This is a genomic window from Pseudomonas sp. 313, assembly GCF_000316965.1.
Classification (GTDB): domain Bacteria; phylum Pseudomonadota; class Gammaproteobacteria; order Pseudomonadales; family Pseudomonadaceae; genus Chryseomonas; species Chryseomonas benzopyrenica.
The window spans coordinates 1-25,252 of record NZ_ANBZ01000039.1; the positions used below are offsets into that span (position 1 = coordinate 1).

Consider the following 25,252-nt stretch of genomic DNA (forward strand, 5'->3'; position numbering starts at 1 on the left):
TGGCGACCTCAGCGACCGGGTGATGCGCACCCTGGGGACTCTGGTGCCGCGCCTGGAGCGTTACAGCATCGACGAGGTATTCGCCGATCTGGCTGGCCTGCCCGAACCCCTGGACGCCCTCGGTCATCGCCTGCAGGCCAGGGTGCAGAAGTGGACGGGCATCCCGGTCAGCGTCGGCATCGCCGGTACCAAGACCCTGGCCAAGCTGGCCAATGTCGCCGCCAAGCGCTGGCCAGAGCGCACCGGTGGCGTGCTGGATCTGCGCGATCCGGTGGTGCATGACTGGGTGCTGAAACACTCGCCGATCGAAGACGTCTGGGGTGTCGGCCGGCGCCTGGCCGCGCGCCTGCGGGGCGAGGGCGTCACCACTGCCTGGGAGCTGGCCGCGCAGGATGCCTGGTCACTGCGCCAGCGCTACAGCGTGGTGCTGGAAAAGACCGCCCGGGAATTGCGCGGGCTGGCCTGCCTGAGTCTCGAAGAACTGGAGGCGCCGCGGCAGACCATTTGCAGCAGCCGCATGTTCGGTCGCCGCCAGTACCAGTTCGGCGCCCTGGCCGAGGCGGTGGCCAGCTACACCGCCCGCGCCGCGGAAAAGCTGCGCGCCCAGGGGTCGCTCTGTCGCACCCTGAGGGTCAGCATCCAGACCGGGATGCATGGCGCGGACGAGGGCCGCTATGCCAACGCCAGCCTGCTCAACCTGCCGGCCCCCAGCGCCGACACCCGGGTACTCAACGACTATGCCCAAGCCGGCCTGCGCGAGATCTTTCGCGACGGTTTCGGCTATGCCAAGGCCGAGGTGTTGCTACTCGATCTCTGCCACCGTGACGAGGTGGCCGCGGATCTCTTCGCTGGTGCGCCGGATCCGGCCGCTACCCGGCTGATGGCAACGCTGGACGCCATCAACGGCAAGTTCGGTCGCGAAACCCTGCGTCCAGCCCGGATTCCGCGCGATCCCGCCTGGCAGATGCGTCGCGACCTGCTCAGCCCGCGCTACACCACCCGTCTCGATGAACTCTGGTCGGTGGGTTGAGCGGGCAGCGCCGATCTAGCCGCCGCGTAGCGTCCGCCCGCGCCACCAGTAGCCCACCCCCAGCAGCAGGAACCACAGCGGACTGGCCAGCAGCGCCTGGCGGGTGTCGTCCTGCAGGGTCAGCAAGAGCAGCACCGCGGCGAAGAAGGCCAGCACCCCGTAGCACACCCAGCGCCCGCCGGGCAGGCGAAAGGCCGAGGCGGCATGGCGTTCCGGGCGGTTGCGTCTATAGGCCAGCCAGGCCAGCAGGATCAGCGACCAGACGAACATGAACAGCACCGCCGCCAGGGTGGTGACGAGGGTGAAGGCGGTAACCAGGTTGGGGATCAGGTAGATCAGCACCGTGCCCAGCAGCAGGCATAGACAGGACAGCACCAGTCCGCGCGCCGGTACCGCCGCCCGCGAGAGTTGGGTGAGGCCGCGGGGCGCATGGCCTTCGCGGGCCAGGCCATAGAGCATGCGGCTGGTGGAGAAGATGCCGCTATTGGCCGAGGAGGTGGCCGAGGTCAGCACCACGAAGTTGATCAGGCTGGCGGCCATGGGCACGCCGGCCAGCACGAAGAGTTCGACGAAGGGACTCTTGTCCGGCACAACCTGGCGCCAGGGCGTCACCGCCATGATCACCACCAGCGCCAACACATAGAAGACCAGGATGCGCACCGGAATGGAGTTGATGGCGCGGGGCAGGTTGCGCCGGGGATCGGCGGTCTCGGCGGCGGTGGTGCCTACCAGCTCGATGCCGACAAAGGCGAACACGGCGATCTGGAAACCGGCGAAGAAACCGCCCAGGCCCATGGGGAAGAAGCCGCCGTCGTTCCACAGATTGCTCAGGCTGGCGACGTTGCCGGAGGGCGACTGGAAACCCCAGAGCACCAGGCCGAAGCCGGTGACGATCAGGGCGCAGATGGCGACGATCTTGATCAGCGCGAACCAGAACTCCAGTTCGCCGAAGAGTCGCACCGTGACCAGGTTGAGGCCTAGCAGGAGCAGCACGCATAGCAGCGCCGGGATCCAGGGCGCGAGGCTGGGAAACCAGAACTGGGCATAGGCGGCAATGGCGATGACATCGGCGATGGCGGTGACTATCCAGCAGAACCAGTAGGTCCAACCGCAGAAGAAGCCGGCCCAGGGCCCGAGCAGGTCGGTGCAGAAGTCGATGAAGGACTTGTACTCCAGATCCGACAGCAACAGTTCGCCCAGGGCGCGCATGACAAAGAACAGCGCGCTGCCGATGATCAGATAGACCAGCAGGATCGAGGGACCGGCCAGGGCGATGGTCTTGCCCGAGCCCATGAACAGGCCGGTGCCGATGGCGCCGCCGATGGCGATCAGTTGCAGATGGCGATTGGACAGGCTGCGTTGCAGCCCCTCGGGCGGGGTGGAAGACGCGGACATGACGAGCGGATACCTGACAGCGACAGCGGGGGCCACACGGTAAGAGATGCACGTCGCCGGTGCCAGTCGTTTCACCGGGACAGCATGCCGCAGGGCCGGTCCGACCATCGATGGGCAGGGCTGCGCCGTCGGTCACCTGGAACTCTGGCAGGGACTCCCGTACCTGCCTATCATGGGCATCCGGGCGCCTTGCAGAGGGTCCGGACGGCCACGAGATCCCTCAGTGCCTCTGCCAGTGAGTCGTTCCTTGTCCTACCTAGAAACCTTCGCCTGGGAATCCACGCCGCTGGGTGGCCGTGCTGGCTGGCCCGTCGCGCTACGGACCACCTACGATCTGCTGATGGCCTCACCCTTCGCCATGTGCGCCACCTGGGGCGCCGAGCAGACGCTGATCTACAACCACGCCTACGCCCCCTTTCTCGGTGCGCGGCATCCCGCGGCACTGGGGCAGCCGATCCATGAGGTCTGGGTGGAGCTGTGGGACGAGATCGCCCCGCTGATCGACCGGGCACGCGCCGGCGAGGCGCTGCACTTCGTCGACAAGCACTTCGTGATGACCCGCAACGGCTATCCCGAGGACACCTACTGGAGCTTTTCCTATAGTCCGCTGCGTGACGGCGAGCGCATCGTCGGCATGCTCAACATCACCACCGAGACCACCGCCAGCGTCCAGGCCCATCGCCAGCGCGACATCGCCGAAGCCGCGCTGCGCCGACACAACCTGACCCTCGAACAGGAGCTCTCGGCGCGCATCGACGAACGCGACAGCGCCCGCGCCGCGAAGAGCAGCGTGCTGGCGGCGGCCGAACGGGTGCAGCTGGCCCTGGCCGCCGGTGCCATCATCGGCACCTGGTACTGGGATCTACCCACCGACAGATTCACCGTCGACGAAGCCTTCGCCAGCCACTTCGGCCTGGACCCGGCGCTGGGCCGTGATGGGCTGAGCCTGGCGCAGGTGGTCGCCAACGTGCATCCGGACGACCAGGCGGGCCTGGCCGCGGCCATCGCCGACGTGCTCGGACGCGGCGGGCGCTATGCCCACCAGTACCGGGTGCGCCGCAGGGACGGTCGCTACTACTGGCTGGAGGCCAACGGCCATGTCGAGCTGGCGGCGGACGGCACCCCGCTGCGCTTTCCCGGCGTGCTGCTGGACGTGGACGCCCGCCGTGCCCTGGCCGACGAGCGTGACCGTGCCCTGGCGGAGCTGCGCGACCTGACCGCCACCCTGGAGCAGCGCGTCGAAGAGCGCACCGCAGACCTCCGCCGCTCGGAAGAAGCCCTGCGCCAGTCGCAAAAGATGGAAGCGGTCGGCCAGCTCACCGGCGGCCTGGCCCACGACTTCAACAACCTGCTCGCCGGAATCTCCGGCAGCCTCGACCTCATGGACCTGCGCATCGGCCAGGGGCGCTTCACCGAGCTGGAAAAATACCTGCTGGCCGCCCAGGGCAGCGCCAAGCGCGCCGCCGCCCTGACCCATCGCCTGCTGGCCTTCGCCCGCCGCCAGACCCTGGCCCCGGAGGCCACGGTGGTCAACCAGCTGGTGGGCGGCATGCTCGATCTGGTGCAGCGCACCGTGGGGCCCGCCATCCAGGTGCACTTCACCAGTCTGCCGGACGACCAGCCGCTGTTGGTGGATCAGTCCCAGCTGGAGAACGCCCTGCTCAATCTGTGCATCAACGCCCGCGATGCCATGCCCAACGGTGGGCGCATCCTCATCGCCGCCAGCTATCGCATTCTCGGTGACGGAGATACCCGCGATTTCGAGCTGCCGCCTGGACGCTATCTGCATCTGAGCGTGACCGATACCGGCAGCGGCATGACAGCGGAGGTCGCCGCCAAGGCCTTCGAGCCCTTCTTCACCACCAAGCCCATGGGCCAGGGCACGGGCCTGGGGCTGTCGATGATCTACGGCTTCGCCCGCCAGTCCGGCGGTCAGCTGCGGCTGCGCTCGACGCCGGGGGAGGGCACCACCGTCTGCCTTTACCTGCCACTGCGGCCGGTAGAGCAGCCAGGCGAGACGCCCCTGGCCGATGGTCGACCCTGTCCGCTGGAAGGCGCCAATGCCACGGTGCTGGTGGTCGACGACGAACCCACGGTGCGCATGCTGGTGACCGATCTGCTGCGCGAGCTGGGCTACGTCATCATCGAGGCCGCCGACGGCGCCGGCGGCCTGGAAGTGCTGCACTCCGATGCCCGTATCGACCTGCTGGTGACCGACGTCGGCCTGCCCGGCGGCATGAACGGCCGCCAACTGGCCGACGCCGCCCGCGTCCACCGCCCGGCGCTCAAGGTCCTGTTCATCACCGGCTTCGCCGAAACCTCGCTGCTCAGCGACGGCCACCTGGAACCGGGCATGGCGATCCTGACCAAGCCCTTCGCGGTGGAGGCTCTGGCGCAGCGGGTGAAGGGGTTGGTGGAGGTAGGGTAAGCCCCATGTCGTCCAGGCTGAACCGCACGGAAATGAGGGCCGGAAACGCAACGGCCCCCAATCAGCTGGTCCGCAAGGACTGATTGGAGGCCGTCTGGATCTGGAGCGGGCGAAGGGAATCGAACCCTCGTCATGAGCTTGGGAAGCTCAGGTAATGCCATTATACGACGCCCGCGTGGGGTGCCTTTGTACCAGAAGCCTGCCTCCGGGTGAAGAGGCGGGAGTCGTCTGGTCGTTTCGTGGTCCAATCAGCAGGACCGCACGCTGCGGTGATCGGGGACCTTTGTCCCCCAGAGGAGGAGGGCGCGCATGTCTCGTAACCCGGGCACCATCCAGGGGGTGATTCCCCCCTACATTCTTGGCCGCATCATCGATCATGGCGACGAACACCAGCGTTCCTGCGCCCTGACCACCCTGAGTCATGTCCAGAGTCTGCTGCACAATCCGGGTCGGCCCGGAGTGCGCCAGGCCCCGGTTGGGGCTCTGCCGCGCACCGATGATGCCAGTCCGCAGCGCAGCATCTTCGATGCCGGCAATGCCATGCAGCTGCCCGGGCAGCTGGTGCGCCAGGAGGGGCAGCCGCCGCTGAGCGACGTAGCGGTGGACGAGGCCTATGATTACCTGGGCGCCACCTTCAAATTCTTCAACGAGGTCTTCGGCCGCAACTCCATCGATGGCCAGGGCCTGCCGCTCGCCGGCACCGTCCACTATGGCCAGGAGTACCAGAACGCCTTCTGGAACGGTGAGCAGATGGTATTCGGCGACGGTGACGGCGAGATCTTCAACCGTTTCACCATCGCCCTGGACGTCATCGCTCATGAATTGGTGCATGGCGTCACCGAGAGCGAGGCGGGGCTGGTGTACTTCAACCAGTCCGGTGCGCTCAACGAGTCGGTTTCCGATGTCTTCGGCATCCTGGTCAAGCAGTATGAACTCAAGCAGACCGCCGCCGAGGCGGACTGGATCATCGGCGCCGGGCTGCTCACCCAAAAGATCAACGGCAAGGGCCTGAGGTCCATGGCCGAGCCGGGCACCGCCTACGACGATCCGACCCTGGGCAAGGACCCCCAGCCCGGGCATATGCGCGACTACATCGAGACCCGCGAAGACAACGGCGGCGTCCACCTCAACTCGGGCATTCCCAATCGGGCCTTCTACCTGGCGGCGCTGGCCCTGGGTGGTCATGCCTGGGAAAAGGCCGGACCGATCTGGTACGACACCCTCTGCGACAGCCGCCTGGCCAATGATGCGGATTTCGCCGCCTTCGCCCGCTTGACCGTCTCCAACGCCGGTCGCCGCTTCGGTGCCGAGTCGGCCGAGGTCCGCGCCGTCGAGGAAGCCTGGGCCGGCGTAGGCGTCACCCTTAGCTAGAGGAACAGGGCAATGCGCGAACTTCCCCCGCTGGGCAAGGACACCGTGGTACGGCTCTCACGTCAGGGCGGCTTCGCGCCCCTGCATGCGTTGAGCAAGCCGCGGGAGATCGAGTTCGGCCAATACGACAGCGCCCAGCGCGGGCGCATCTGCTCGGTGTTGGAACGCTGTCTGCCGGAATCCGGCGAACCGACCCAGGTCGGGCGTGGCGATCAGCGCTATTTCAAGGTGGAGTTGCGCTTTCGCCCGCAACCCGCCGAGCAGGAAGACGAACTGACCCTGCTGATCCCCGAGGACCGGGCGCCCAGCGAACTGGTGCGGCTTTGGGACAAGGGGCTGGTGGAGTAACCAGAATCAACGGGCGGAAGCGGCGAGGCGTTGAGGGTGTCCTCAAAAGCTCTGGCTGCCTTTGTCTCTTGCCTGCTGGTTACTGGTGATAGCTAGCACTAGGCGAGTCATACCATTTTTGGGTAAAAAGCGCTTGTTGACCCTTTTTTAGTTACATCACGAAAATGACCCCAAAGCAGGTAAAAACCGCCAGAACGCTAGCAGTGGTAATGGGCGACTTGGTGCATAGCGAGCACGCCGCCGATATTGCGCAGTTACACAAGGCCTTCAATGAAGCGGTAGTGCAGCACAACAGGCGTTATGCCGACGTCTTGGCGTCACCGCTGACCATCACCCTTGGAGACGAATTTCAGGGTCTGGTGACCTCCTTAAATGCCGGCGCTCGGCTGTTGCGTGACATCAGGCTGGATCTCCTGCAGCGCGATATCGACTGCCGCTTCGTCCTGGGGCTGGCCCGGATAGAAACGGCGGTGAATCCGCAACAGGCCTGGAACATGATGGGGCCGGGCCTTAGCCGCAGTCGGCACAAGCTCAATGACAAGCGTGCGCTCTGCCGCTATGGTTTCTCGCTGCCACAGGAGCCACTGCTGGAGATCGCCCTCGATGCGCTAGGGGTTGGCTTGACGGTTATTGAGAAGGGTTGGACGCAACGTCAGTTGAGCGATATCGCGGCACTCTTGAGCGGACAGTCGCCCGCGGAGCTGGCAGAACAGCGTCAGGTATCGGTCCATAGCATCTACAAGGTACGTACCTCCGGTCACTTCGACGCCTATAGCCAACAGTGGAACGCCGTGCTGGAGGTACTGACAGATCTGGATCGAAGGCAGGCTGAACAGTGAACGGGTTGCTGCAAGATTTGCATGCACTGGCCTATACGCTCTTGGCCTTGGTCCTGTTGACCGAGCTCGGCAATGTATTGTGTCGCAGGATGCTCATCCGCATGCGACGACCAGGGGTGCCAGACTCATGCGCCGATGGCGCCTTTTCCGCGGGACGCCTCATCGGTTGGCTCGAGCGCCTGGTGTTGGCTGCGGGACTGCTGAGCAACAGCTGGGAAATCCTCGCGGCGGTGATAGCGCTCAAGACTGTCGCTCGCTTCAAGGAGCTGGATCAGCGGGACTTTGCCGAATACTTTCTGGTCGGTTCGCTGTTCAGCATTCTCTGGGCCATCGTGGTCACCGGGGCCTGGATGCTCTATGACCAGCATTGGGGAGTCGGTATGAGAGCCACCCTGATGGATTGGCTCAGCGTTTCCTCTCTACCGCCTTTGATCGAAACAGCAAAGGTCGGCGGCTGACCTCAGGGCACCGACCAGACCTCGCCCGGCGCCAGCGTCCTGAATGCCTCGTCCGCCAGCCCATGCAGTGTCCGGGCATGGGCCAGATCGCGGGGCGGGGCGAACTGCCCTTCGTCGCTCAGGGGAAAGGTGCCGAAGTGGATGCCCAGACTGCTGGCAGCGCCCAGCGCCTGATGGGCGCGTACGGCATCGTCGGGGTTCAGGTGGCTGTCCTGCATGAACCAGCGGGGTTCATAGGCGCCAATGGGCAGCGCGGCGAAACGCGGTGCGCCGAGGCGTTCGCGGATCTGCGCGAAGTGCGGGCCCCAGCCGGTATCGCCAGCGAAATAGACCGGCCCGCTCGGCGCTTCCAGCACGAAGCCACCCCACAGCCGGCGATTGGTGTCGAAGCGACTGCGCGCCGACCAGTGCTGGCCCGGCACCAGGTGCAGGCGTATGCCGTCCTTGAGCGGCAGACTCTGCCACCAGTCCAGTTCGCTGACCGTGACGAAGCCGGTCTCGCGGCGGATCAGCTCGGCATTGCCCAGGGGCGTCACCACCGGTGTCAGGGGCGCGCGCTCGGCCAGGCGCCTCAGGGTCGCCAGATCCATATGATCGTAGTGACTGTGGCTGACAAAGATCAGATCCAGCGGCGGCAGGTCGTCCAGGGCCACGCCGGGCGCGTGATGGCGCCGGGGCCCGATGAAGCTGAAGGGACTGACCCGCGCCGACCACACCGGATCGGCGAGGATGTTGAGGCCCTGGTGCTGGATCAACAGGGTGGCGTGGTTGACGAAGGTCACCCGCAACTCACCGCCCTCGACCCGCGTCGCCGGCCGTGTCGGCACGGCTGGGCCGTCCTGCCAGGTCCACTCGGGACGGGTGCGGGTGAACTGCCATTTCAGCAGCGTCCAGAGACTCTTGTCCTCGCGTGGCGCCAGGTTGTGGAAGCGCGCGCCGTCGAAGTGATCGGAGCGCGGACCCTCGTAGGCGGACGAAGCGCAGCCGGCCAGGGTGAGCAGGTGGATCAGCCACAGCGGACGAAAGATGCGCATGGGACCTCGGACGAATAGACTGGGCCATTCAGATTACCCTAACCGCCGTCGATCCCCATGTCGCGAAATACCCGTTCCACCCCCGGTCAGCGTCCCCGTCGCCAGGCCAAGGCGCCGCCGGTCACGCCGCGGCTGCTGCTGCTCAACAAGCCCTTCGATGTGCTCACCCAATTCGCCGACGCTGACGGCCGCGCGACCCTGAAGGCCTTCGTCGCGGTGCCAGGGGTCTATCCCGCCGGTCGTCTGGATCGCGACAGCGAAGGCCTGCTCCTGCTGACCAACGATGGCCAGTTGCAGGCGCGCATCGCCGATCCCCGGCACAAGCTGCCCAAGACCTACTGGGCCCAGGTGGAGGGCACACCTGGAGAAGAGCAGCTGCAGCGCCTGCGCCAGGGCGTCGAACTCAATGACGGCCTCACGCTGCCGGCCGAAGCCCGCCTGTTAGCCGAGCCACCGGTGCTCTGGGAGCGCGATCCGCCGGTGCGCTTTCGCAAGAGCGTGCCAACCGCCTGGATCGAGCTGACCATCCGCGAAGGCCGCAATCGCCAGGTGCGGCGCATGACCGCCGCAGTGGGTCTGCCGACCCTGCGCCTGGTGCGGGTACGCATCGGTCCCTGGGCGCTGGACGACCTGGCACCGGGGCAATGGCGCGAGGTACCGGCGCAGCTCTAGCGCCGCACCTCAGTCCTGCCGCTGGCTGGCGGTCTCCTGCAGATCACCGGCGATGTCGGCGAGGCGGCGGCTGACGTCCTTGAGTACCTGCGGATCGATTTCGCGCGCTGGCTGACCTGGTTCGGTCAGCAACTGACTGGCCAGCAGGGCGCTGAGGGCGCCGACTTCGTTGGCTTGGTGGCGCAGGTCGTGGGTGTGCTGCACGGCGGCCTCGCGCAGGAGATTGGTGCTGAGGGTCAGGCGGCCCAGTTCGTCATCGCGCCCGCTGGGCAGCCGTTCGCCGAAACGTCCGCGGGCCAGCAGACCCAGTTGCCGGGCGCAGGCCACCAGTGGATCCACCAGTCGACGCTCCACCAGCCGTACCCCGAGGAACAGCAGGCCGCCGCCACAGAGCAGCAGGGCCAGGCCGGCGAGCAGGATGTCGCGCTGGGCCTCGGCGCGGATGGCGGCGATCTGCGCGGCGGTGCGGCCATGCAGGTCGTCTACCAGGGCGGCGAAGCCCTCGGCGGTCTCCCGGTCGATACCCCGAACCTCGGCATCGCCGCGGCGCGGATCGCGGTCATGGGCCAGATAGGCGGCATGGCCGGCGCGATAGCGCTCGCCCAGACGCCCGTGCTGGGCGCGCAGCGCCTGGAGCCGCGGTTGCAATTCGGGGTCGACGCGGGTGGCCAGCTGTTGCAGGCGCTGGTCGACCTCCGCCTCGCGGGTCAGAAAGGCCTGCCAATAGCGCTCTGCGGTCGCGGCATCGCCACCGCGCAGGAGAAAGTTCTTCCACTCCTGCACCTGGATCTTGAAGGTCAGGTGGGTGTCGTCGATCTCCACCAGCCGCTCCAGCGGCCCTTCGATCAGGTGCTGGTAGCGGTGCAGCTCGCGGGAGAGCAGGCCGAAGCCGGCCAGGGCGATCAGCAGCATCAGCAGCAGACTGCCGCCAAACAGGAGCAGGCTCTGACTACGGAGCGAGCGGGCGAAGGGCATAGGGACTCTCGACAGAAAACGCAGAGCCGCAGCTTAGGGCGCTCGCCCGGCGAAGACCAGCCTCAGGTCGAGACCAGCAACTGCGCCGCGACGGCGAACATCACCAGCGCCACCAGCAGATCGATCAGCCGCCACACCCCCGGGCGGGCCAGATAGGGCGCGGCCCAGGCAGCGCCCAGGGCGAGACCGAAGAACCACAGCATGGAGGCCGTGGCCGCGCCGAAGACATAGGCCAGAGGCGCGGCCTGCTGGCTGCCGAGGGAGCCCACCAGCAGCACCGTGTCCAGATAGACATGGGGGTTGAGCAGGGAGACGCCGGCCGCGGCGAGCAGCGCCTGGCGCCGGCTGCGCGGACTCGTGGTCTCCAGACTGCCCATTGCCGCCGGCTTCCAGGCCCGCCGTAGCGCCTGGGCGCCATACCAGATGAGAAAGGCCGCACCGCCCCAGCGCAGGATGACCACCAATAGCGGGCTGTGCTGGATCAGCGCGGCCAGCCCCAGCACGCCAGCGGCCACCAGGATGACATCGCAGGTCAGGCAGAAGGCGGCAATGGCCAGATGGTGCTCGCGGCGCAGCCCCTGGGCCAGCAGATAGGTGTTTTGCGCGCCCAGCGCCATGATGAGACTGGCCATGGTCAAGAGGCCGGTGAAGTAGCTGTTCATTGCAAGGGTGTCGCCTTGTTGTCCGGGAATGGCTGCCACCTTGCCGGGTCCGGGTGTATAAGAAAAACCAATATTCCTAATGCAGCATTAGCTGAATCGATGATCGACTACAAGTTGCTGGAAGCCCTGGCGGTGGTGGTGGAAGAGGGCGGCTTCGAGCGGGCGGCGCGCCGGCTGGGCCTGTCGCAATCGGCGGTGTCCCAGCGCATCAAGCTGCTCGAAGCCCGGGTCGGCCAGGCGGTGCTGGTGCGGGAAACGCCGCCCCAGCCGACGGCGCCGGGTCTGCGCCTGCTGCGCCATATCCAGCAGGTGCGGCTGCTGGAGGCCGATCTGGGCAGCGCGGTGCCGGGGTTGGCCGAGGAGGCGCCACAGCGACTGCGCATCGCCCTTAATGCCGACAGCCTGGCCAACTGGTGGCCGCTGGCGGTCGGTCCCTGGGTCAGGGCGCAGGGCGTACTGCTGGATCTGGTGGTGGAGGATCAGGACGTGGTGCTCAGGCGCATGCGCGCCGGCGAAGTGGCCGCCTGTCTCTGCGCCAACGGCCAGCCATTGGCCGGGGCGCGGGTCAGTGCCCTGGGTGCCATGCGCTACCGGGCCCTGGCCAGCCCGGAATTCCGCACGCGGCAACTGGCCGGGTTGCCGGATCCCCAGGCCCTGGCGCGGGCGCCCGCCATCGTCTTCGGCCCGGATGACCGCTTACAGCATCGCTATCTGGAGCAGCTCGGCGTCACCCAGCCCTTCGACTACCACCTCTGTCCTTCCGCCGAGGGCTTCCTGCAGATGACCCTGGGCGGTATCGGCTGGGGGCTCCTGCCAGATATCCAGAGCGCGGCCGCCCAGGCGCGCGGCGAGCTGGTGGATCTGGCGCCCGGCCAATGGGTGGACGTCCCCCTGTTCTGGCACCGCTGGCGCAACGGTGGCGCCGCCTTGCAGGCCCTGACCCGGCACCTTGAACAGGTTGCCGGTCAGTGGCTGGTGCGCGACTAGCGGCGGCTGTCGAAAGCTTTGGTTACACTGGCCGATGGGTCGCCGCGGGCGACCGTGGATAGCTTCGGGAATCCCAGCGACATGCGTATCTTGATCACGGGCGCCAGCGAGGCGCTCGGTGCGGGCCTGGCCTGCGATCTGCTCGACCGCGGCCAACTGGTGCGGGTGCACGGCCGTCCCGGTGCGACCCTGGATGCCCTGGTCGAGCGTGGCGCCGATTATCATCCCGCCTTGCTCGACCAGCCCGCGCAGGTGCTGGCGCTGTGCGACGACATCGACGCCATCGCCCACTGTACCGACGTGGCCGGCGTGCCGAGCGCGGCCGATCTGGACCACGGCCAGGTGCTGATCGAAGCCGCCCTGCAGCAGCAGGTCGCGCAATTCGTCTATGTGTCGTCCGCCCGTGTCTATGAACGGGGTGGCGAGGCGCTCAAGGAAGACCAGGTGCCGGCCAAGCCCAAGGGCCGTGAGGCCCAGCGCCGTCTGCAACTGGAGCGCCTGGCCCTGGCCGCCGGTGAATTCGGCCCTCAGGTCACGGTGTTGCGGCCGGCCCAGGTGCTCGGCCTGGCCGATCGCGACTGGGCGCGCGGGCTGCTGGAGCAGGCCAAGGCCAAGCAACTGGGGCGCCGCGGTAACGGCCTCAATCGCTGGGACTTCACCAGTGCCGGCAATCTGCGCCAGGCGCTGGTGACGCTGCTGCTGGAGCAGCCGGCGGCGGCTAGCGGCAAGGTGTTCAACCTCAGCGACGGCCAGCCGCTGGTGTGCTGGGATGCGGTCAACTTCCTGCTGCGGCGCTTCGAGCTGCCGGCGGTGGCCGAGGCGAAGACCCTGAGTCCACGCGCGCTCTATGCGCGGCTGCGTACCCTGCGCCAGGAAGCTCGCTGGCCCGACTTGCTCGACAGTCCCTTCACCCTCGACATCCGCGCCGCCCAGGAGGCCTTCGGCTTTCGTCCGCAGGCCGCCTCCTGGACAGCATTGGAGGAATATCGTCCAGCTCGGCGTCAGCCGCGCAGCGGGCCGGTGTAGCGGCGAGTGGCCGCGAGAAATTCCTGGCTGACATAGGTCGAGCCTGCCATCTCCGCCATGGACGGCAGAGGGGTCACCACCGGCATCAAGCCGCTCAGACTCGCCAGGCGCTCGCCGAGTTCACGGGTCTCAGGATCGTCCGAGGCCTGGCTGGCCGCCAGCATTCGCGGAACCGCCTCGGCTTCGTCGAAGCGAATCACCATGCCTTGCTCCTGCCGCAGTCGACGACGCAGTGCGCCGAGGCAATCGAAGAACGCCTTGTTGTATTCCATGCTCACCTCCCGTTTGGCTTGAGGTTGGTCGTGACGCAAATCACGTACCAGGAGCGCTAGCGCCAGGAACAGCGGGCTTGGTAGGGCTACCGCGGCTGATTCTGCATCGTGATGGCGCAGTGATGTCGACGCAGACTGCGTTTCGGTGCACGATCCCGCAACGAAAGCCTCGGCCGACTGCCCCGCGTCGGCCGTGACGACCGTTATACTGGCCGCCATTCCGTCTTTTCGCCTCTGCTCACAGGTCTGCCATGCGCAACGATCTTCTCGATGAAATGGACAACGTCCCGAGCCTGACACCGGAGCGCGATGACCGTCGCCCCGTTGGTCGCCGGCCGGTCGAGGCCGACGAGGTCTATCACGAGCCTGCCGCCGTTCATGCCCGCCCGGTCCGGCGCGGCCCCTCCACGGCGCCGCTGTGGGTGCTGATCGCCGCTCTGACCCTGGCCCTGGCCGGCGTCGCCTGGTGGAGTCACCAGCAACTGGTGCTGATGCAGGAGCAGGTAGTGGCCACCCAGGAGAACTTCGCGCGCATCAGCGAGGATGCCCAAGGCCGGCTGCGTGACATCTCCGGCAAGCTGGTGGAAAGCGAATCCTCCGGCACCACCAGCCGCGAGGCCTTGCTGCTGCAGGTCAAGACGCTGCAGACCAAGGTCGCCGAACTCACGCGTCAGCAGCAGGGGGTGAGCGACAACCAGCAGGCCCAGGACAATCGCCTGCAGAATCTTTCCAGCGCGCTGCAGACCGGCAGTGGCGAGGTGGACACCCGGCTGAAGGCCCTGGCCGAGGAACAGGCGGCGCTGAAGAATGGCCTGGCGCAGACCGGCAGCCTGGCCGAGCAGGTCGCCAGCCTGACCGCGCAGAACAAGGCGCTGCAGGCGGACATCGCCGCCTTGAAGAAACCCAGTGCCCAGAGTCAGGCCCTGGGCGAGATGCAGCAGGACCTGCTGGTGCTGCGCAGCGAGCTGGACGCCCGCCCGGTCGGACCGGACAGCAAGGAATTCGACGCCTTCCGCCTGCAGACCACCCGCAACATCACCACCCTGCAGACCCAGGTGCAGAATCTGCAGCAGCAGATCAGCGCCGGGGCGCGTTGATCGGATCGATCTCGCTACGCTGCCATTCCTGCGGCCAGAGCTCGCCGTCGAGCTGATCGAGCCGGCGCTGCAGGACCTTCTGCTTGAACACTTCGAGGATCTCCACCAGCACCTCGTCCAGGGCATTGTCCTGGGCGCCGCTGGGCAGACTCTGATCGAAGCCGTGATCGGCCAGGCGACTGGCCAGGGCGCGGAAGTCGCGGGTGCGCAGACTGGCCGCCGCCTCCCGTACCAGGCCGTTGACGATATCGGTGAGCACCCCGTCCAGGGTGTCGGCCAGGCGCTCGCCCATGGGCAGCCGCTTGAGGCGGGCCAGGTCGGGGTTCTCGTCCAGGGCACGTTGCACCACGTCGCCTACCAGCCGTTCCAGGGTGGCGCGATTCTGGCTGTAGCCCTGTTCCACCATCGCCTGGATGCGCAGCGCCATGCCGTCGATCAGCCGCTGCTTGCGCGGGCGGATGACCCGGTCGATCACGCTCTGGGAGAAGTCGTCGCGGGTATTCAGCTCGTCCTGCAGTTCACCGCAGATCTTGATCATCACCCGATCCGACAGGTCCTCCATGAGCAGCTGGTAGTAGTGGTTGAACAGCCGATAGGGCCGCCAGCCGCGCATGTCGATCAGTCCCAGGCGTTGCAGGCGCAGGAGCAGCGAGACGATGCGCAGCGCCCGCAGCAGCCGGAAGCCGCCCAGGGGAATGCAGCCGAGCACGTCGTACCAGTGGATGAAGGGATAGTGGTACCAGCGCGCATGGCGGCGCTCGACCACCGCCACCAGCCAGCCCAGCAGTACGTCGGCGATGAAGAAGGCGACGAACACCAGGTCGATGCGGGTGAAGTGGGCGTGGATGCGTTCGCCGTAGAAGGCGTGGAAGCCGGGCAGCACGGCGGCCAGGGCCTGGTTGAGCGGCCCCAGGGCATAGAGGCTGTCGAACAGGATCAGCGCCAGGTTCACGCAGACCAGGATCAGGATGAGGCCGTCCCAGAGGGCCAGCAGCCCCTCGTGGCGACGCGCGGGTGGCGCGGCGGGCGTGGCCGGCGCGCTCATGGCCGCGCGGCCTGCCAGAGCACCTCGCTCACCCCCTGGCGCCGGGCGACGATGCGCGCGGCGACGAACAGCAGGTCGGACAGGCGATTGAGATAGGGCAGGCCCTGGCCTTCCAGGGATTCCACCGCATGCAGGCTGCGGCAGCGCCGCTCGGCGCTACGGGCCAGGGTGCGGCAGACATGGGCCTGGGCCACGGCGCGGGAACCGCCGGGCAGGATGAAATTCTCCAGCGGCCCCAGCTCGGCGTTCCAGCGATCGATGGCGCTTTCCAGGCGTTGGATCTCCACCGGCTGCAGGGCGCGATAGCTGGGCATGGCCAGTTCGCCGCCAAGGTCGAACAACCGGTGCTGGCAGGGCGCCAGAGCCTCGCTCACCTCGACCAGGCGAGGGTCCTCCGCCAGCTCGGCGAGCAACAGGCCCAGGGCGCTGTTGAGTTCGTCCACCGCACCGATGGCCTCGATGCGCGGATGGTCCTTGGGCACCCGGCTGCCGTCGGCGAGCCCGGTATCGCCGGCGTCGCCCTGGCGGGTGTAGATCTCGGTGAGGCGAAAACCCATGGCGTGGCTCCTGGCTGGGTCCTAGGCGGATTCGAAGTCGGCCTGGACGAGGGGCAGGCGCAGGGTGAAGCAGGTCCCTACGCCGGGCGTGGAGTGCACCTCCATCTGCCCCTTGTGGTTATTGGTGATGATGAAGTACGACACCGACAGGCCCAGGCCGGTGCCCTGGCCCACCTCCTTGGTGGTGAAGAAGGGCTCGAAGATGCGTTTGCAGATGTCTTCGGGGATGCCGATGCCATTGTCTTCCACCTGGATCTCCGCCCAGCCGCCGCGTAGCTTGGTGCGCAAGGTGATGCGACCGTATTCGCCTTCTTCCTCGTCGTCGCGCAGATGGATGGCCTGGGCGGCGTTCTTCAGCAGATTGAGCAGCACCTGTTCCAGCTCGTTGGCGATCACCGGCACCGGTCCCAGGGCCGGGTCGAATTCGCGGAGGATCGACAGGGTGCGGAAGTCGAAGCCCTCGGCCAGGTCGAAGTCGTTGCCGGCGATCTCGATGGCCTGGTCGATCAGCGGCGGCAGCTCGCTGGCTTCCATCTTGCGATTGCTGCGGCGGCTGAAGGCGAGCATGTGGCTGACGATCTTGGCCGCGCGACTGCCGGCCTGGTGGATGCCGTCCAGCAGGCGCGGGATCTGCCGGCTTTCCAGGTAGCAATTCACCGCATTGAGCTCGACGCCGGATTCGGCCGCCTGCTCGAGATTCTTCGGCAACTCCGGCGACAGGCGCCGGCGGATGTTCTGCACATTGTGCAGGATGGCGCCCAGGGGATTGTTGATCTCGTGGGCCATGCCGGCCGCCAGGCCACCCACTGAGAGCATCTTTTCCGACTGCACCATCATCTCTTCCATGTTCAGGCGCTGGGTGATGTCGTCGATACGGATCACCACGCCGCGCCCGGCGCCACCCATCAGCGGGTAGAAGGTCAGGGTGTAGTGACGCGGGGTGTCGGTCAGCGCCCAGGTCACCCGCTCCACCTTTTCCACCCGCAGCAATTCGGCGGTGCGACTCAGTTGCGGCAGGAAGGGCTTGAGCGAGGGAAAGGCGAGAAACACCGGCTGGTTCAGGGCTTCGTCCAGCTGGGTGCCGGAGAGGTGGGTGGCTTCCTGGTTCCACTGGGTGACGTAGAACTGCTCGTCCACCGCGATCAGCGCCGAGGGCATGGAGTCGATGATGCTGTTGAGGTAGTTCTGGAAGCCGGTGAGCTTCTTCTCGATCTTGCCGCGGACCTGCACTTCCAGTTCCAGCTTGCGGTTGGAGCGGCGGGTTTCCTCGGCCAGACTCTGGGCCTGCAGCACCGCGTACTGGGCATCGTCGCGAGCGCGCTTGAGCTGTTGCTCGCGACCCTGGATGCGGCCGAGCATGGTGTTGAGAGACTCCGCCAGACGGCCCAGCTCGTCCTCGCTACCCTTGCTGGCGCGTAGCGAATAGTTTTCCTCGCGGGTCACCTGGCGCGAGAGTTCTTCCAATTCGCGGATCGGCAGGGTGATGAGTCGCTTGATCTGCCGGGCCACCACCAGCCAGAGCAGGATGCTGAAGGTCAGGATCGCCAGGCTGGCGGTCAGGGTACCGCGATAGAAGGCCCCTGGCAGTTCGCTGCTGGCCACCAGCAGCAGGTGTCCGGGCGCGCCCTCGGGGCGCGGCAGCTCCACCAGCAGGTTGGTGCGGAATTCCCGCAGGCGCCAGGTCTGCAGCTCTTCGAAGCGCGCCGGCACCTGCAGCCGATCGCCGTTGTGCAACTCGGCCAGGCGCTGACCCTGGCTGTCGTAGACCGCCGCCAGGCGCAGCGGCGCATAGCCGTCCAGTTGCCGCAACTGCACCTCGGCCGCCGCTGGCGAGGCCAGCACCTCACGGCTGAGCACCGGACTGGCGAACAGCCGGCCCAGGGTCTGCAGCGCCTGGGGCGCCACGCTTTCCTGGGAGATCCAGTAGGCGGCGCTGATAAAGGTCACATTGGCCACCACCAGCACCGCGACCATCATCACCAGCAGGGCGGCCAGCAACTTGCGGCCGACCGGGAGATTCTTCAGGCGTTTGGCGAGGATCATGGCGCAGCCGTGGCAACAGGGAAGCGGGCAGGGTAGCCCGCAGCTAGTCCTCGGGCAATCCGCGCTCCGCGAGCCGGGTCTGCAGGCGCTGCTGCAGCTCGGTCAGGTGCGGCACCGCCAGGTGCAGCCGTCCGGCGATCGGCAGGGCATGGCCGAGCAGGTAACTCACCTCGGTACGCTGGCCGCGCTCCACGTCCTGCAGCATCGAGGAGCGGTTGTGGGCGGTGGCGGCGATCACCGCCTCGACCTCCTGCTGCAGTCCCTGGGCCGCCGGGGCGAGTCCCATGGCTTCCAGCAGGGCGGTGAGTTCGGCGCAGAGCGCCGCCACCTCCGGCAGATGCTGGCGCAGTTCGCCGTTGCGGCAGCCATGCAGCACGGTCAATGGATTGATGGCGCAGTTGATCGCCAGCTTGCGCCATAGCCGGGCGTCGATGTCGTCGGTCCAGCGCACCGGAAAGCCCAGCTCGGTGAGGGTATTCAGCCAAGCCGGCGGGTTATGGCTGCCGAGCTGGTCGCCGATCCAGATCTGGCCGGCGCCGGCCGCCACCACATGGAAGTCGGTCTCGCGATAGGCACCTTCGGTGGTGCTGGCTCTCAGGCAGCGCGCTCGCGGTACCCGGGCGGCCACCGCGTCCTGGCTGCCCAGGCCGTTCTGCAGCAGCAGGATCTCGGCTTCCGGCTCCAGGCGCGCGGCGACGCTGGCGATGGCCTCTTCGGCGTCGTAGCTCTTGCAGGCCAGGATCAGCCGGCGGATCGGATTGCCGGCTTCGGGCGTCTCGGCTGGCAGCGGATAGAGGCTGGTGGTGTCGCCTTCGCTGAGGCGCAGTCCGCCGCCCGCGCGGTACTGCGCCAGGCGCGTGCGATCGCGCAGGATCAGCCGGACCGGCTCGCCCCCGCGAAACAACCGCGCCGCCCAGAGTCCGCCGAGACTGCCGGCGCCTAGTACGTGCCAGCTCACAGCTGTGACTCCAGTGTCGATTCCTTGCGCATGGTCGGATTCCTGAGGAAGAGGGCCAGTCGTTATAATGGTCGGTCAGGCTGCAGCGTCAAGGCTGCCCCATCGCAACCGAGGAGAAAATCCATGCCTTCCTTCGACGTCGTATCGGAGCTGGACAAGCACGAAGTCACCAACGCCGTGGACAACGCCATGAAGGAGCTCGAGCGCCGGTACGACCTGCGCGGCAAGGGCAGCTTCGAGGCCAAGGACCTTACCGTCACCCTGACCGCCGATGCCGATTTCCAGCTCGAACAGATGCTGGAGATCCTCAAGGTCAACCTGGCCAAGCGCAAGATCGACGTCCAGTGCCTGGAGGTCAAGGATGCCTACGCCTCCGGCAAGACCGTGAAACAGGAAACCACCCTGCGCGAGGGCATCGACAAGGAGCTGGCGAAGAAGATCGTCGCCCTGATCAAGGACAGCAAGATCAAGGTCCAGGCCGCCATCCAGGGCGAGCAGGTGCGCGTCACCGGCAAGAAGCGCGACGAATTGCAGGAGGTCATCGCCCTGCTGCGCGGCCAATCCCTGGGCATGCCGCTGCAGTTCGACAACTTCCGCGACTGAGCCCGTCTTCGGAACCTCTCGGTCTACCGTCCGTCGCACATAGGGCGCCGCCATTCAGGTCGCGCCCGACTTTTTCTTGTGCGTGGAGAGGTAGACGATGGATTTGAGTGCCCAGACCGATCACCTGCTGACGGCCTTCATGGCCTGGCTACCGGTCATTCTGCAGTATTGCGGCAACGTGGTGCTGGCCCTGATCACCCTGTGGATCGGCTGGTGGGTCATCAATCGCCTGACCGGGCGCCTGGCCGCGCTGTTCACCGCGCGGCACATGGACCAGGCCCTGGAAACCTTCGTGGTGACCCTGGTCAACATCGGTCTGAAGGTCATGCTGGTGATCAGCGTCGCCTCCATGATCGGCATCGCCACCACCTCCTTCGTCGCCGCTCTCGGCGCGGCCAGCCTGGCCATCGGCCTGTCGCTGCAGGGCAGCCTGGCCAACTTCGCCGGCGGGGTGCTGATCCTGCTGTTCCGGCCGTTCAAGATTGGCGACTACATCGAGGCCCAGGGCGTGCAGGGCACCGTGGATTCGATCCAGATCTTTCACACCGTGCTGCGTACCGGCGACAACCGCACCATCACCGTGCCCAACGGCAACCTGTCCAACGGCATCATCACCAACCAGTCGCGCCAGCCGACCCGACAGATCGTCTTCGACGTCAAGGTCGGCTACGACGCCGATCTGCAGAAGGCCAAGCAGGTGCTGGCCGATATGGCCAAGGATCCGCGGGTGCTGGAAACGCCGCCGCCCGCCATCGTGGTGGCCGGGCTGGGCGACACCTTCATCACCGTGTCGCTACGCTGCTGGACCGCCAACAGTGACTTCTGGGGCACCCAGTTCACCTTCAACGAGCAGATCCGCGATCGGCTGCGTGCCGAGGGCATCGACATCGCGCTGCCCAGCCGGGTGGTCAAGGTGCTCGACGACAAGGGTGACGAACGCGCTGCGGCCGCGGCGCGCGGCGAAGCCTGAAGCGGGATGGGGCGGCCGCCGGCCGCCTCAGTGACCGCCGCTGGAGGAACCGCTCGGCACCGCGGTCCGCCGCTGGCGCAGCCAGAGCACGGCGATCAGCAGCAGCGTCGGCACCCCCATCAGCGCGGTCAGCGAGAAGAACGAGCTGTAGCCGACGTGCTCCACCATGGCCCCCGAATAGCCACCCAGCAGGCGTGGCAACAGTAGCATCAGCGAGCTGAGCATGGCGTACTGGGTGGCCGAGAATCTGAGGTTGGTCAGGCTCGACAGATAGGCGACAAAGGCCGAGGTGGCCATGCCGCCACTGACGTTGTCGGCGCAGATGGTGGCGATCAGCAGCGGCACGTTGGCGCCGGTGGAGGCGATCACCACGAACAGCAGGTTGGTCAGCGCCGAGGCGGCGCCGCCGAGGAAGAGGATCGGCAGGATCCCCACCCGGGTGATCAGCACGCCGCCCAGGCCCGCGCCGAACAGGGTCATGAACACCCCGAAGATCTTGCTGACCCCGGCGATGGTTTCCTTGCTGTAGCCCACGTCGATATAGAAGACGCTGGCCATCACCCCCATGACCGTGTCGGACAGCCGATAGGTGGAGATCAGACCGAGCAGCAGCAGCGCCTGCCACTGGTAGCGCTGGATGAATTCGGTGATGGGCGTGAGCACCGGTGCCATCAGCCGACGCCCGGGCGCGGTCAGGCACAGCCAGACGATCAGGCCGTACATCAGGCCGCGCGGCCAGTAGCCGCCGGCCAGGGCCGACAGGCCGCCGGTGGCGGCCACGATCAGCACGATCAGCAGGATCACCGAGACCATCTGGTGGACGAAATCGAAGCGCGGCAGCTCCTCGGCATTGGCCGCGTCGCGCAGTCGCAGAGGTTCGCGCATGCGCCGCATGAGGTCGCTCAGCGGCTTGGAGCAATAGCGACCCCAGGGCGACAGGCAACCGACGATGAACAGGCTGTAAAGCAAGGCGCGCGGCCAGGCCTGGGCGATGGCCGCATTGATGGCGGCGGGGATGGAGATCAGCATCACCAGCAGCAGGGCGACCGCCACCAGCTGGTGATTGAAGCCGAAGCGCGATTCCGCCATGGCCATGGGCGCCACCGGCTCGGGTTCGCGGATCAGCACGCTGGTGACCAGGCCGGGCAGCACCAGCAGAGCGAACAGCATGTAGGTGGTGGCCCAGGCGCTCTGGCTGTAGTCGAGCTTGGACGAGCCCAGCTCCTCGGCGAGAAACAGCGCGCCAGCGCTGGCCAGCAGGGCGGCGATGCGATAGCCGGTCATGTAGCAGGCGGCGAGGGCGGCCTGGCGATCATCGTCGGCGATCTCCAGGCGATAGGCGTCCACGGCGATGTCCTGGGTGGCCGAGGCGAAGGCCACCAGCACCGCCAGGGCGATCAACTGCTCCAGGTGCTGCTGTGGATTGCACAGCGCCATGCCGATCAGGCCCAGGCCCACCAGGATCTGCGACAGCACCAGCCAGGAGCGTCGGCGGCCGAGCTTGCCGATCAGGGGCAGCTTCCAGAGGTCCAGCATGGGCGACCAGACCCACTTGAAGGCATAGGCCAGGCCGATCCAGCTGGCGTAGCCAATGGTCTCGCGACTCACGCCCGCTTCGCGCAGCCACACCGACAGGGTGGAAAACACCAGCATGGCCGGCAGCCCCGCGGCGAAACCCAGCAGCAGCAGGGCCAGGCAGGCCTTGGATTTGTAGGTGGTGACGGCTTCTCGCCAGAAACGTGCAAACATGCCCTTGGGCTCGGAAAAAACGCGCACTCTACTCGACACTCTCAGCTGGATTCCACCGGTACCGACGCATGTCCACCCGGTCCTCGTGCAGCGGCACACCCTCGGCCCGCAATCGTTCGCGTTGCTCCCGGCCAGAGGGGCTGTCAGGGGGTAGGCTCGGCCGACCATCCGCGGCGATCACCCGATGCCAGGGCAGGGCGCTGCCCTCCGGCAAGCGCCCCAGTACCCAGCCCACCCAGCGCGCCCCGCGGCCCAGGCCGGCGAGTTCCGCCAACTGGCCATAGCTGACCACCCGCCCCGCGGGAATGGCGGCCAGCGCCAGAAACACGGCCTGGCGACGGGGTTCGGGGAGAGGGGATGCGCTCATGACGCCCTGCTGCTCGGGGAGAGAGTGCCAGTGTGCCGAAAAGTTTGGTTACGGTGGTGCTGAAACGTGTCGAGCTGTCACATTCTCCCAAGATGTCCGACCTTTGGGCAGTATTTCCGGAAACTTGCCTAAGTTTTACCCAGGAATGGTTGCGCGGGCCTCTGGCACCCGGATAATCGCGCCCTCTCGTTTCGTTACCTTTCCACCCAAGTCCACCCAAAGGTGTCCTGGTGCCCATGCGTTTTCGATTCCTCTCCTCGCTCGCGCTGTTGTCACTCGCCTCCTTCGCCCATGCCGACACCGTCTGGCTCAAGAACGGCGATCGTCTGACCGGAACCATCAAGTTGCTCGACAGCAAGAAGCTGCTCCTGCAGACCGAATACGGCGGCAACATTCCCCTGTCGTGGGACAAGATCAAGACCTTGCAGCGTGACAAGCCCGTGATCGTCCAGCGCGGCAAGTACGAACCCGATTTTCCGGTGGAAAGCCTCAAGCCGGCCGAGGATGGCCAGGTAGTGGTCAGCACCACCGACGGCCAGCAGACCGTGCCCCTGGCGAGCATCACCCAGATCGTGCCGCCGCGGCCCTTCCTGCGCGACTTCGCCTGGAAAGGCAACATCGATGCCGGCCTGGACTACATCAGCTCGTCCCAGGACAGCGAAAAATACGATATCGATTTCAAGACCCAGGCCCGGCACGGCATGTGGCGGCACAACGCCAATGGCAGCTACGACCGCTACAAGACCGACGACGTGGTCTCGACCAGCAAGTACGGCCTGCAGTACGCCCTGGATCGCTTCTTCGACGAGAAATTCTTCTGGCAGGGCCGCGCCGAATACAAGCGCGACTGGATCCAGGACCTGGCCAAGCAGCGCACCCTGGGTACCGGTCCCGGTTACCAGTTCTGGGACAACGAGCTGGGCTCTTTCTCCCTTACCGGCCTGCTCAACCACAACCGCTACCAGTACGCGGACGGTGGCTCCGACCAGTTCCTCTCGGCGAGCATGAAGTGGGACTACAACCGCTATCTGTATGGACAGACCATCCAGTTCTTCACCACGGGTGAACTGGGCCGGCCGCTGGACAACACCGCCAATCTCACCTTCGATGGCGATGTCGGCCTGAGATACAAGGTGACCAACTGGGCGTCGCTGAACCTCAAGGCGTCCAAGGAGCTGACCAGCGGAGCCGAGGGCAACGTCAACCAGACCGAGTACACCGCCGGTGTCGGCGTTTCCTGGTAACCCGATGTTTCCCTAGGCGCCCGCCAACCCGTCAAGGCCGCGATTTTCGCGGCCTTCGCGTTTCCAGCCGGTGCCGGGCAGCCACCTTGAAATCGGCTCGGCCGCCTCCATCTCCTGTCTTTCAATCGGTTTCCACCGTGAAGGACCTGAGATGCGCGTGACCGCCTTACTCTTCTTGCTGTTCCCCTTTGTGGAACTGGCCGTGCTCATCAAGATCGGCAGCGAAATCGGCGTGCTCGCCACCTTCGCCCTGCTGCTGCTGAGCTTTCTGGTCGGCGTCGCCCTGCTGCGCGTCGCCGGCTTCACCACCCTCTGGCGCATCCGCATGCGCCTGGCTCAGGGGCAGATGCCCGAGCAGGAAGTCATCCAGGGGCTGACCCTGGCGATCGCCGGCGCCCTGCTGATCTTTCCGGGCTTCATCAGTGACGGCCTGGCGCTCATCTGCCTCTTGCCGGTGACCCGCAAGGCCCTGCTGGGCGCGGTGATCGGTCGGGTGACCCGGCGCAATCCCGGTGCCCAGGGCTACCAACCGGGCCCTGGGCAGGGCGCACCTCATCGTCCCGAGGTGATTGAGGGTGAAGTGGTGCACCGCGACGAGCAAAAGCGCTAAAAATTTTGCCCGTCGCCCTTGAAATGCCTGGCGACAACCTCATGTAGCGGACACCGCAAGGTTGTCGCCGCAAGGCGAGCAGGTTTCGCGTCCTGTCATGCACGGGGCGCACCCGGCGCAGCCGGTAAAAACAAACTGCCGATGCAGTCATCGGCGCTGGAAACACTTAGAACTTTGGGAGATACGACAATGGCGCTTCGTCCTCTGCATGATCGCGTTGTGATTCGTCGCAGCGAAGAAGAGACCAAATCCGCTGGCGGCATCGTGCTGCCGGGCTCGGCTGCCGAAAAGCCGAACCGCGGTGAAGTGGTTGCCGTAGGCACTGGACGCGTACTGGACAACGGCGATGTCCGTGCTCCGGCGGTGAAAGTGGGTGACAAGGTGGTTTTCGGTCCCTATTCCGGCAGCAACGCCATCAAGGTCGATGGCGAAGAACTGCTGGTGATGGCTGAGTCCGAAATCCTGGCCGTCATCGAAGGCTGATCTCCGCTCACTTTTCGAATTTCTTAGAG

The 25,252-nt window shown here is 66.4% G+C and carries 26 protein-coding genes and 1 tRNA gene; 15 read left to right on the forward strand and 12 right to left on the reverse strand.

The annotated features are described in order from the left end of the window. Positions 1 to 1,030 (forward strand): Y-family DNA polymerase (locus tag C722_RS0108325; protein WP_017640062.1); only part of this gene is annotated, 1,030 nt, incomplete at its 5' end. Between the two features lie 15 nt (positions 1,031 to 1,045). On the opposite strand, the gene cycA is transcribed toward C722_RS0108325, so the two are convergent. Beyond that, positions 1,046 to 2,425: a D-serine/D-alanine/glycine transporter gene (gene cycA, locus C722_RS0108330; RefSeq protein ID WP_017640063.1), complete on the reverse strand. Its 1,380-nt coding sequence runs from the start codon at positions 2,423 to 2,425 to the stop codon at positions 1,046 to 1,048. A 358-nt stretch (positions 2,426 to 2,783) separates the two neighbouring features. On the opposite strand from cycA, the gene C722_RS0108335 reads away from it, so the two are divergent. Further along, positions 2,784 to 4,853, forward strand: coding sequence for an ATP-binding protein (locus tag C722_RS0108335; protein WP_371099778.1), 2,070 nt, complete (start codon positions 2,784 to 2,786; stop codon positions 4,851 to 4,853). A 101-nt stretch (positions 4,854 to 4,954) separates the two neighbouring features. On the opposite strand, the gene C722_RS0108340 is transcribed toward C722_RS0108335, so the two are convergent. Beyond that, positions 4,955 to 5,028: transfer RNA gene (locus C722_RS0108340), tRNA-Gly, on the reverse strand. 134 nt (positions 5,029 to 5,162) lie between these two features. On the opposite strand from C722_RS0108340, the gene C722_RS0108345 reads away from it, so the two are divergent. From C722_RS0108345 to C722_RS0108360, 4 genes are all read left to right on the forward strand, one after another. After that, positions 5,163 to 6,224 carry a M4 family metallopeptidase gene (locus C722_RS0108345; RefSeq protein ID WP_017640064.1) on the forward strand — a complete coding sequence of 354 codons (1,062 nt, stop codon included), beginning with the start codon at positions 5,163 to 5,165 and terminating at the stop codon, positions 6,222 to 6,224. A 12-nt stretch (positions 6,225 to 6,236) separates the two neighbouring features. Then, positions 6,237 to 6,572, forward strand: a complete 336-nt coding sequence (locus tag C722_RS0108350) for a protealysin inhibitor emfourin (RefSeq protein ID WP_017640065.1) — start codon at positions 6,237 to 6,239, stop codon at positions 6,570 to 6,572. A 209-nt stretch (positions 6,573 to 6,781) separates the two neighbouring features. Continuing rightward, positions 6,782 to 7,411: a SatD family protein gene (locus tag C722_RS0108355; RefSeq protein WP_017640066.1), complete on the forward strand. Its 630-nt coding sequence runs from the start codon at positions 6,782 to 6,784 to the stop codon at positions 7,409 to 7,411. Further along, the gene (locus C722_RS0108360) at positions 7,408 to 7,869 is read left to right on the forward strand and encodes a hypothetical protein (protein WP_017640067.1); all 462 of its coding nucleotides are present in this window, start codon (positions 7,408 to 7,410) and stop codon (positions 7,867 to 7,869) included. Before C722_RS0108355 ends, C722_RS0108360 begins: the two co-directional genes overlap by 4 nt. Positions 7,870 to 7,871: 2 nt before the next feature. Here the strand turns inward: C722_RS0108360 and C722_RS0108365 are convergent, their stop codons facing one another. Next, positions 7,872 to 8,903 (reverse strand): MBL fold metallo-hydrolase, encoded by a 1,032-nt coding sequence (locus C722_RS0108365; protein ID WP_017640068.1) that lies wholly within the window; start codon positions 8,901 to 8,903, stop codon positions 7,872 to 7,874. Positions 8,904 to 8,960: 57 nt separating this feature from the next. On the opposite strand from C722_RS0108365, the gene C722_RS0108370 reads away from it, so the two are divergent. Further along, entirely contained in the window at positions 8,961 to 9,575 is a 615-nt protein-coding gene (locus C722_RS0108370; RefSeq protein ID WP_017640069.1) for a pseudouridine synthase, read from the forward strand. Between the two features lie 9 nt (positions 9,576 to 9,584). On the opposite strand, the gene C722_RS0108375 is transcribed toward C722_RS0108370, so the two are convergent. Both C722_RS0108375 and C722_RS0108380 read right to left on the reverse strand, forming a co-directional pair. Next, positions 9,585 to 10,550 (reverse strand): hypothetical protein, encoded by a 966-nt coding sequence (locus tag C722_RS0108375; RefSeq protein ID WP_017640070.1) that lies wholly within the window; start codon positions 10,548 to 10,550, stop codon positions 9,585 to 9,587. A 62-nt stretch (positions 10,551 to 10,612) separates the two neighbouring features. Then, positions 10,613 to 11,212: a LysE/ArgO family amino acid transporter gene (locus C722_RS0108380; RefSeq protein ID WP_017640071.1), complete on the reverse strand. Its 600-nt coding sequence runs from the start codon at positions 11,210 to 11,212 to the stop codon at positions 10,613 to 10,615. A 99-nt stretch (positions 11,213 to 11,311) separates the two neighbouring features. Between C722_RS0108380 and C722_RS0108385 the strand changes: the two genes are divergently transcribed. After that, entirely contained in the window at positions 11,312 to 12,199 is an 888-nt protein-coding gene (locus tag C722_RS0108385; protein WP_017640072.1) for a LysR family transcriptional regulator ArgP, read from the forward strand. An 81-nt stretch (positions 12,200 to 12,280) separates the two neighbouring features. Continuing rightward, positions 12,281 to 13,225, forward strand: coding sequence for an NAD(P)-dependent oxidoreductase (locus C722_RS0108390; protein WP_017640073.1), 945 nt, complete (start codon positions 12,281 to 12,283; stop codon positions 13,223 to 13,225). On the opposite strand, the gene C722_RS0108395 is transcribed toward C722_RS0108390, so the two are convergent. Next, the gene (locus C722_RS0108395; RefSeq protein ID WP_017640074.1) at positions 13,201 to 13,497 is read right to left on the reverse strand and encodes a hypothetical protein; all 297 of its coding nucleotides are present in this window, start codon (positions 13,495 to 13,497) and stop codon (positions 13,201 to 13,203) included. The genes C722_RS0108390 and C722_RS0108395 overlap by 25 nt on opposite strands. Positions 13,498 to 13,748: 251 nt before the next feature. Between C722_RS0108395 and C722_RS0108400 the strand changes: the two genes are divergently transcribed. Further along, entirely contained in the window at positions 13,749 to 14,594 is an 846-nt protein-coding gene (locus tag C722_RS0108400; protein WP_017640075.1) for a hypothetical protein, read from the forward strand. Here C722_RS0108400 and C722_RS0108405 read toward each other — a convergent pair. The 4 genes from C722_RS0108405 to C722_RS0108420 are packed head-to-tail and all read right to left on the reverse strand — an operon-like array spanning position 14,575 to position 19,197. Further along, the gene (locus C722_RS0108405; RefSeq protein ID WP_017640076.1) at positions 14,575 to 15,639 is read right to left on the reverse strand and encodes a hypothetical protein; all 1,065 of its coding nucleotides are present in this window, start codon (positions 15,637 to 15,639) and stop codon (positions 14,575 to 14,577) included. The genes C722_RS0108400 and C722_RS0108405 overlap by 20 nt on opposite strands. Continuing rightward, positions 15,636 to 16,196 (reverse strand): cob(I)yrinic acid a,c-diamide adenosyltransferase, encoded by a 561-nt coding sequence (locus C722_RS0108410; RefSeq protein ID WP_017640077.1) that lies wholly within the window; start codon positions 16,194 to 16,196, stop codon positions 15,636 to 15,638. Before C722_RS0108410 ends, C722_RS0108405 begins: the two co-directional genes overlap by 4 nt. A 21-nt stretch (positions 16,197 to 16,217) precedes the next feature. Beyond that, the gene (locus C722_RS0108415; protein ID WP_017640078.1) at positions 16,218 to 18,239 is read right to left on the reverse strand and encodes a HAMP domain-containing sensor histidine kinase; all 2,022 of its coding nucleotides are present in this window, start codon (positions 18,237 to 18,239) and stop codon (positions 16,218 to 16,220) included. A gap of 43 nt (positions 18,240 to 18,282) precedes the next feature. Further along, complete coding sequence (locus C722_RS0108420) at positions 18,283 to 19,197, reverse strand: putative 2-dehydropantoate 2-reductase (RefSeq protein WP_017640079.1); 915 nt, start codon at positions 19,195 to 19,197, stop codon at positions 18,283 to 18,285. A gap of 123 nt (positions 19,198 to 19,320) precedes the next feature. Here C722_RS0108420 and C722_RS0108425 point away from each other — a divergent pair, with 123 nt between their 5' ends. Further along, entirely contained in the window at positions 19,321 to 19,800 is a 480-nt protein-coding gene (locus C722_RS0108425) for a YajQ family cyclic di-GMP-binding protein (protein WP_017640080.1), read from the forward strand. Positions 19,801 to 19,897: 97 nt separating this feature from the next. Further along, positions 19,898 to 20,770 (forward strand): mechanosensitive ion channel family protein, encoded by an 873-nt coding sequence (locus C722_RS0108430; RefSeq protein WP_017640081.1) that lies wholly within the window; start codon positions 19,898 to 19,900, stop codon positions 20,768 to 20,770. A 27-nt stretch (positions 20,771 to 20,797) separates the two neighbouring features. Here C722_RS0108430 and C722_RS0108435 read toward each other — a convergent pair whose 3' ends face one another. Both C722_RS0108435 and C722_RS0108440 read right to left on the reverse strand, forming a co-directional pair. Next, positions 20,798 to 22,519, reverse strand: coding sequence for an AmpG family muropeptide MFS transporter (locus C722_RS0108435; protein WP_017640082.1), 1,722 nt, complete (start codon positions 22,517 to 22,519; stop codon positions 20,798 to 20,800). 28 nt (positions 22,520 to 22,547) lie between these two features. Then, positions 22,548 to 22,886: an MGMT family protein gene (locus C722_RS0108440; protein ID WP_026083734.1), complete on the reverse strand. Its 339-nt coding sequence runs from the start codon at positions 22,884 to 22,886 to the stop codon at positions 22,548 to 22,550. A 236-nt stretch (positions 22,887 to 23,122) separates the two neighbouring features. On the opposite strand from C722_RS0108440, the gene C722_RS0108445 reads away from it, so the two are divergent. From C722_RS0108445 to C722_RS0108455, 3 genes are all read left to right on the forward strand, one after another. Further along, a complete protein-coding gene (locus C722_RS0108445; RefSeq protein WP_017640084.1) occupies positions 23,123 to 24,130 on the forward strand; it encodes a DUF481 domain-containing protein in 1,008 nt (335 codons plus the stop codon). A gap of 151 nt (positions 24,131 to 24,281) precedes the next feature. Further along, the gene (locus tag C722_RS0108450; RefSeq protein WP_017640085.1) at positions 24,282 to 24,740 is read left to right on the forward strand and encodes an FxsA family protein; all 459 of its coding nucleotides are present in this window, start codon (positions 24,282 to 24,284) and stop codon (positions 24,738 to 24,740) included. A 189-nt stretch (positions 24,741 to 24,929) separates the two neighbouring features. Further along, complete coding sequence (locus C722_RS0108455) at positions 24,930 to 25,223, forward strand: co-chaperone GroES (RefSeq protein WP_007161933.1); 294 nt, start codon at positions 24,930 to 24,932, stop codon at positions 25,221 to 25,223. Positions 25,224 to 25,252: the final 29 nt, after the last annotated feature.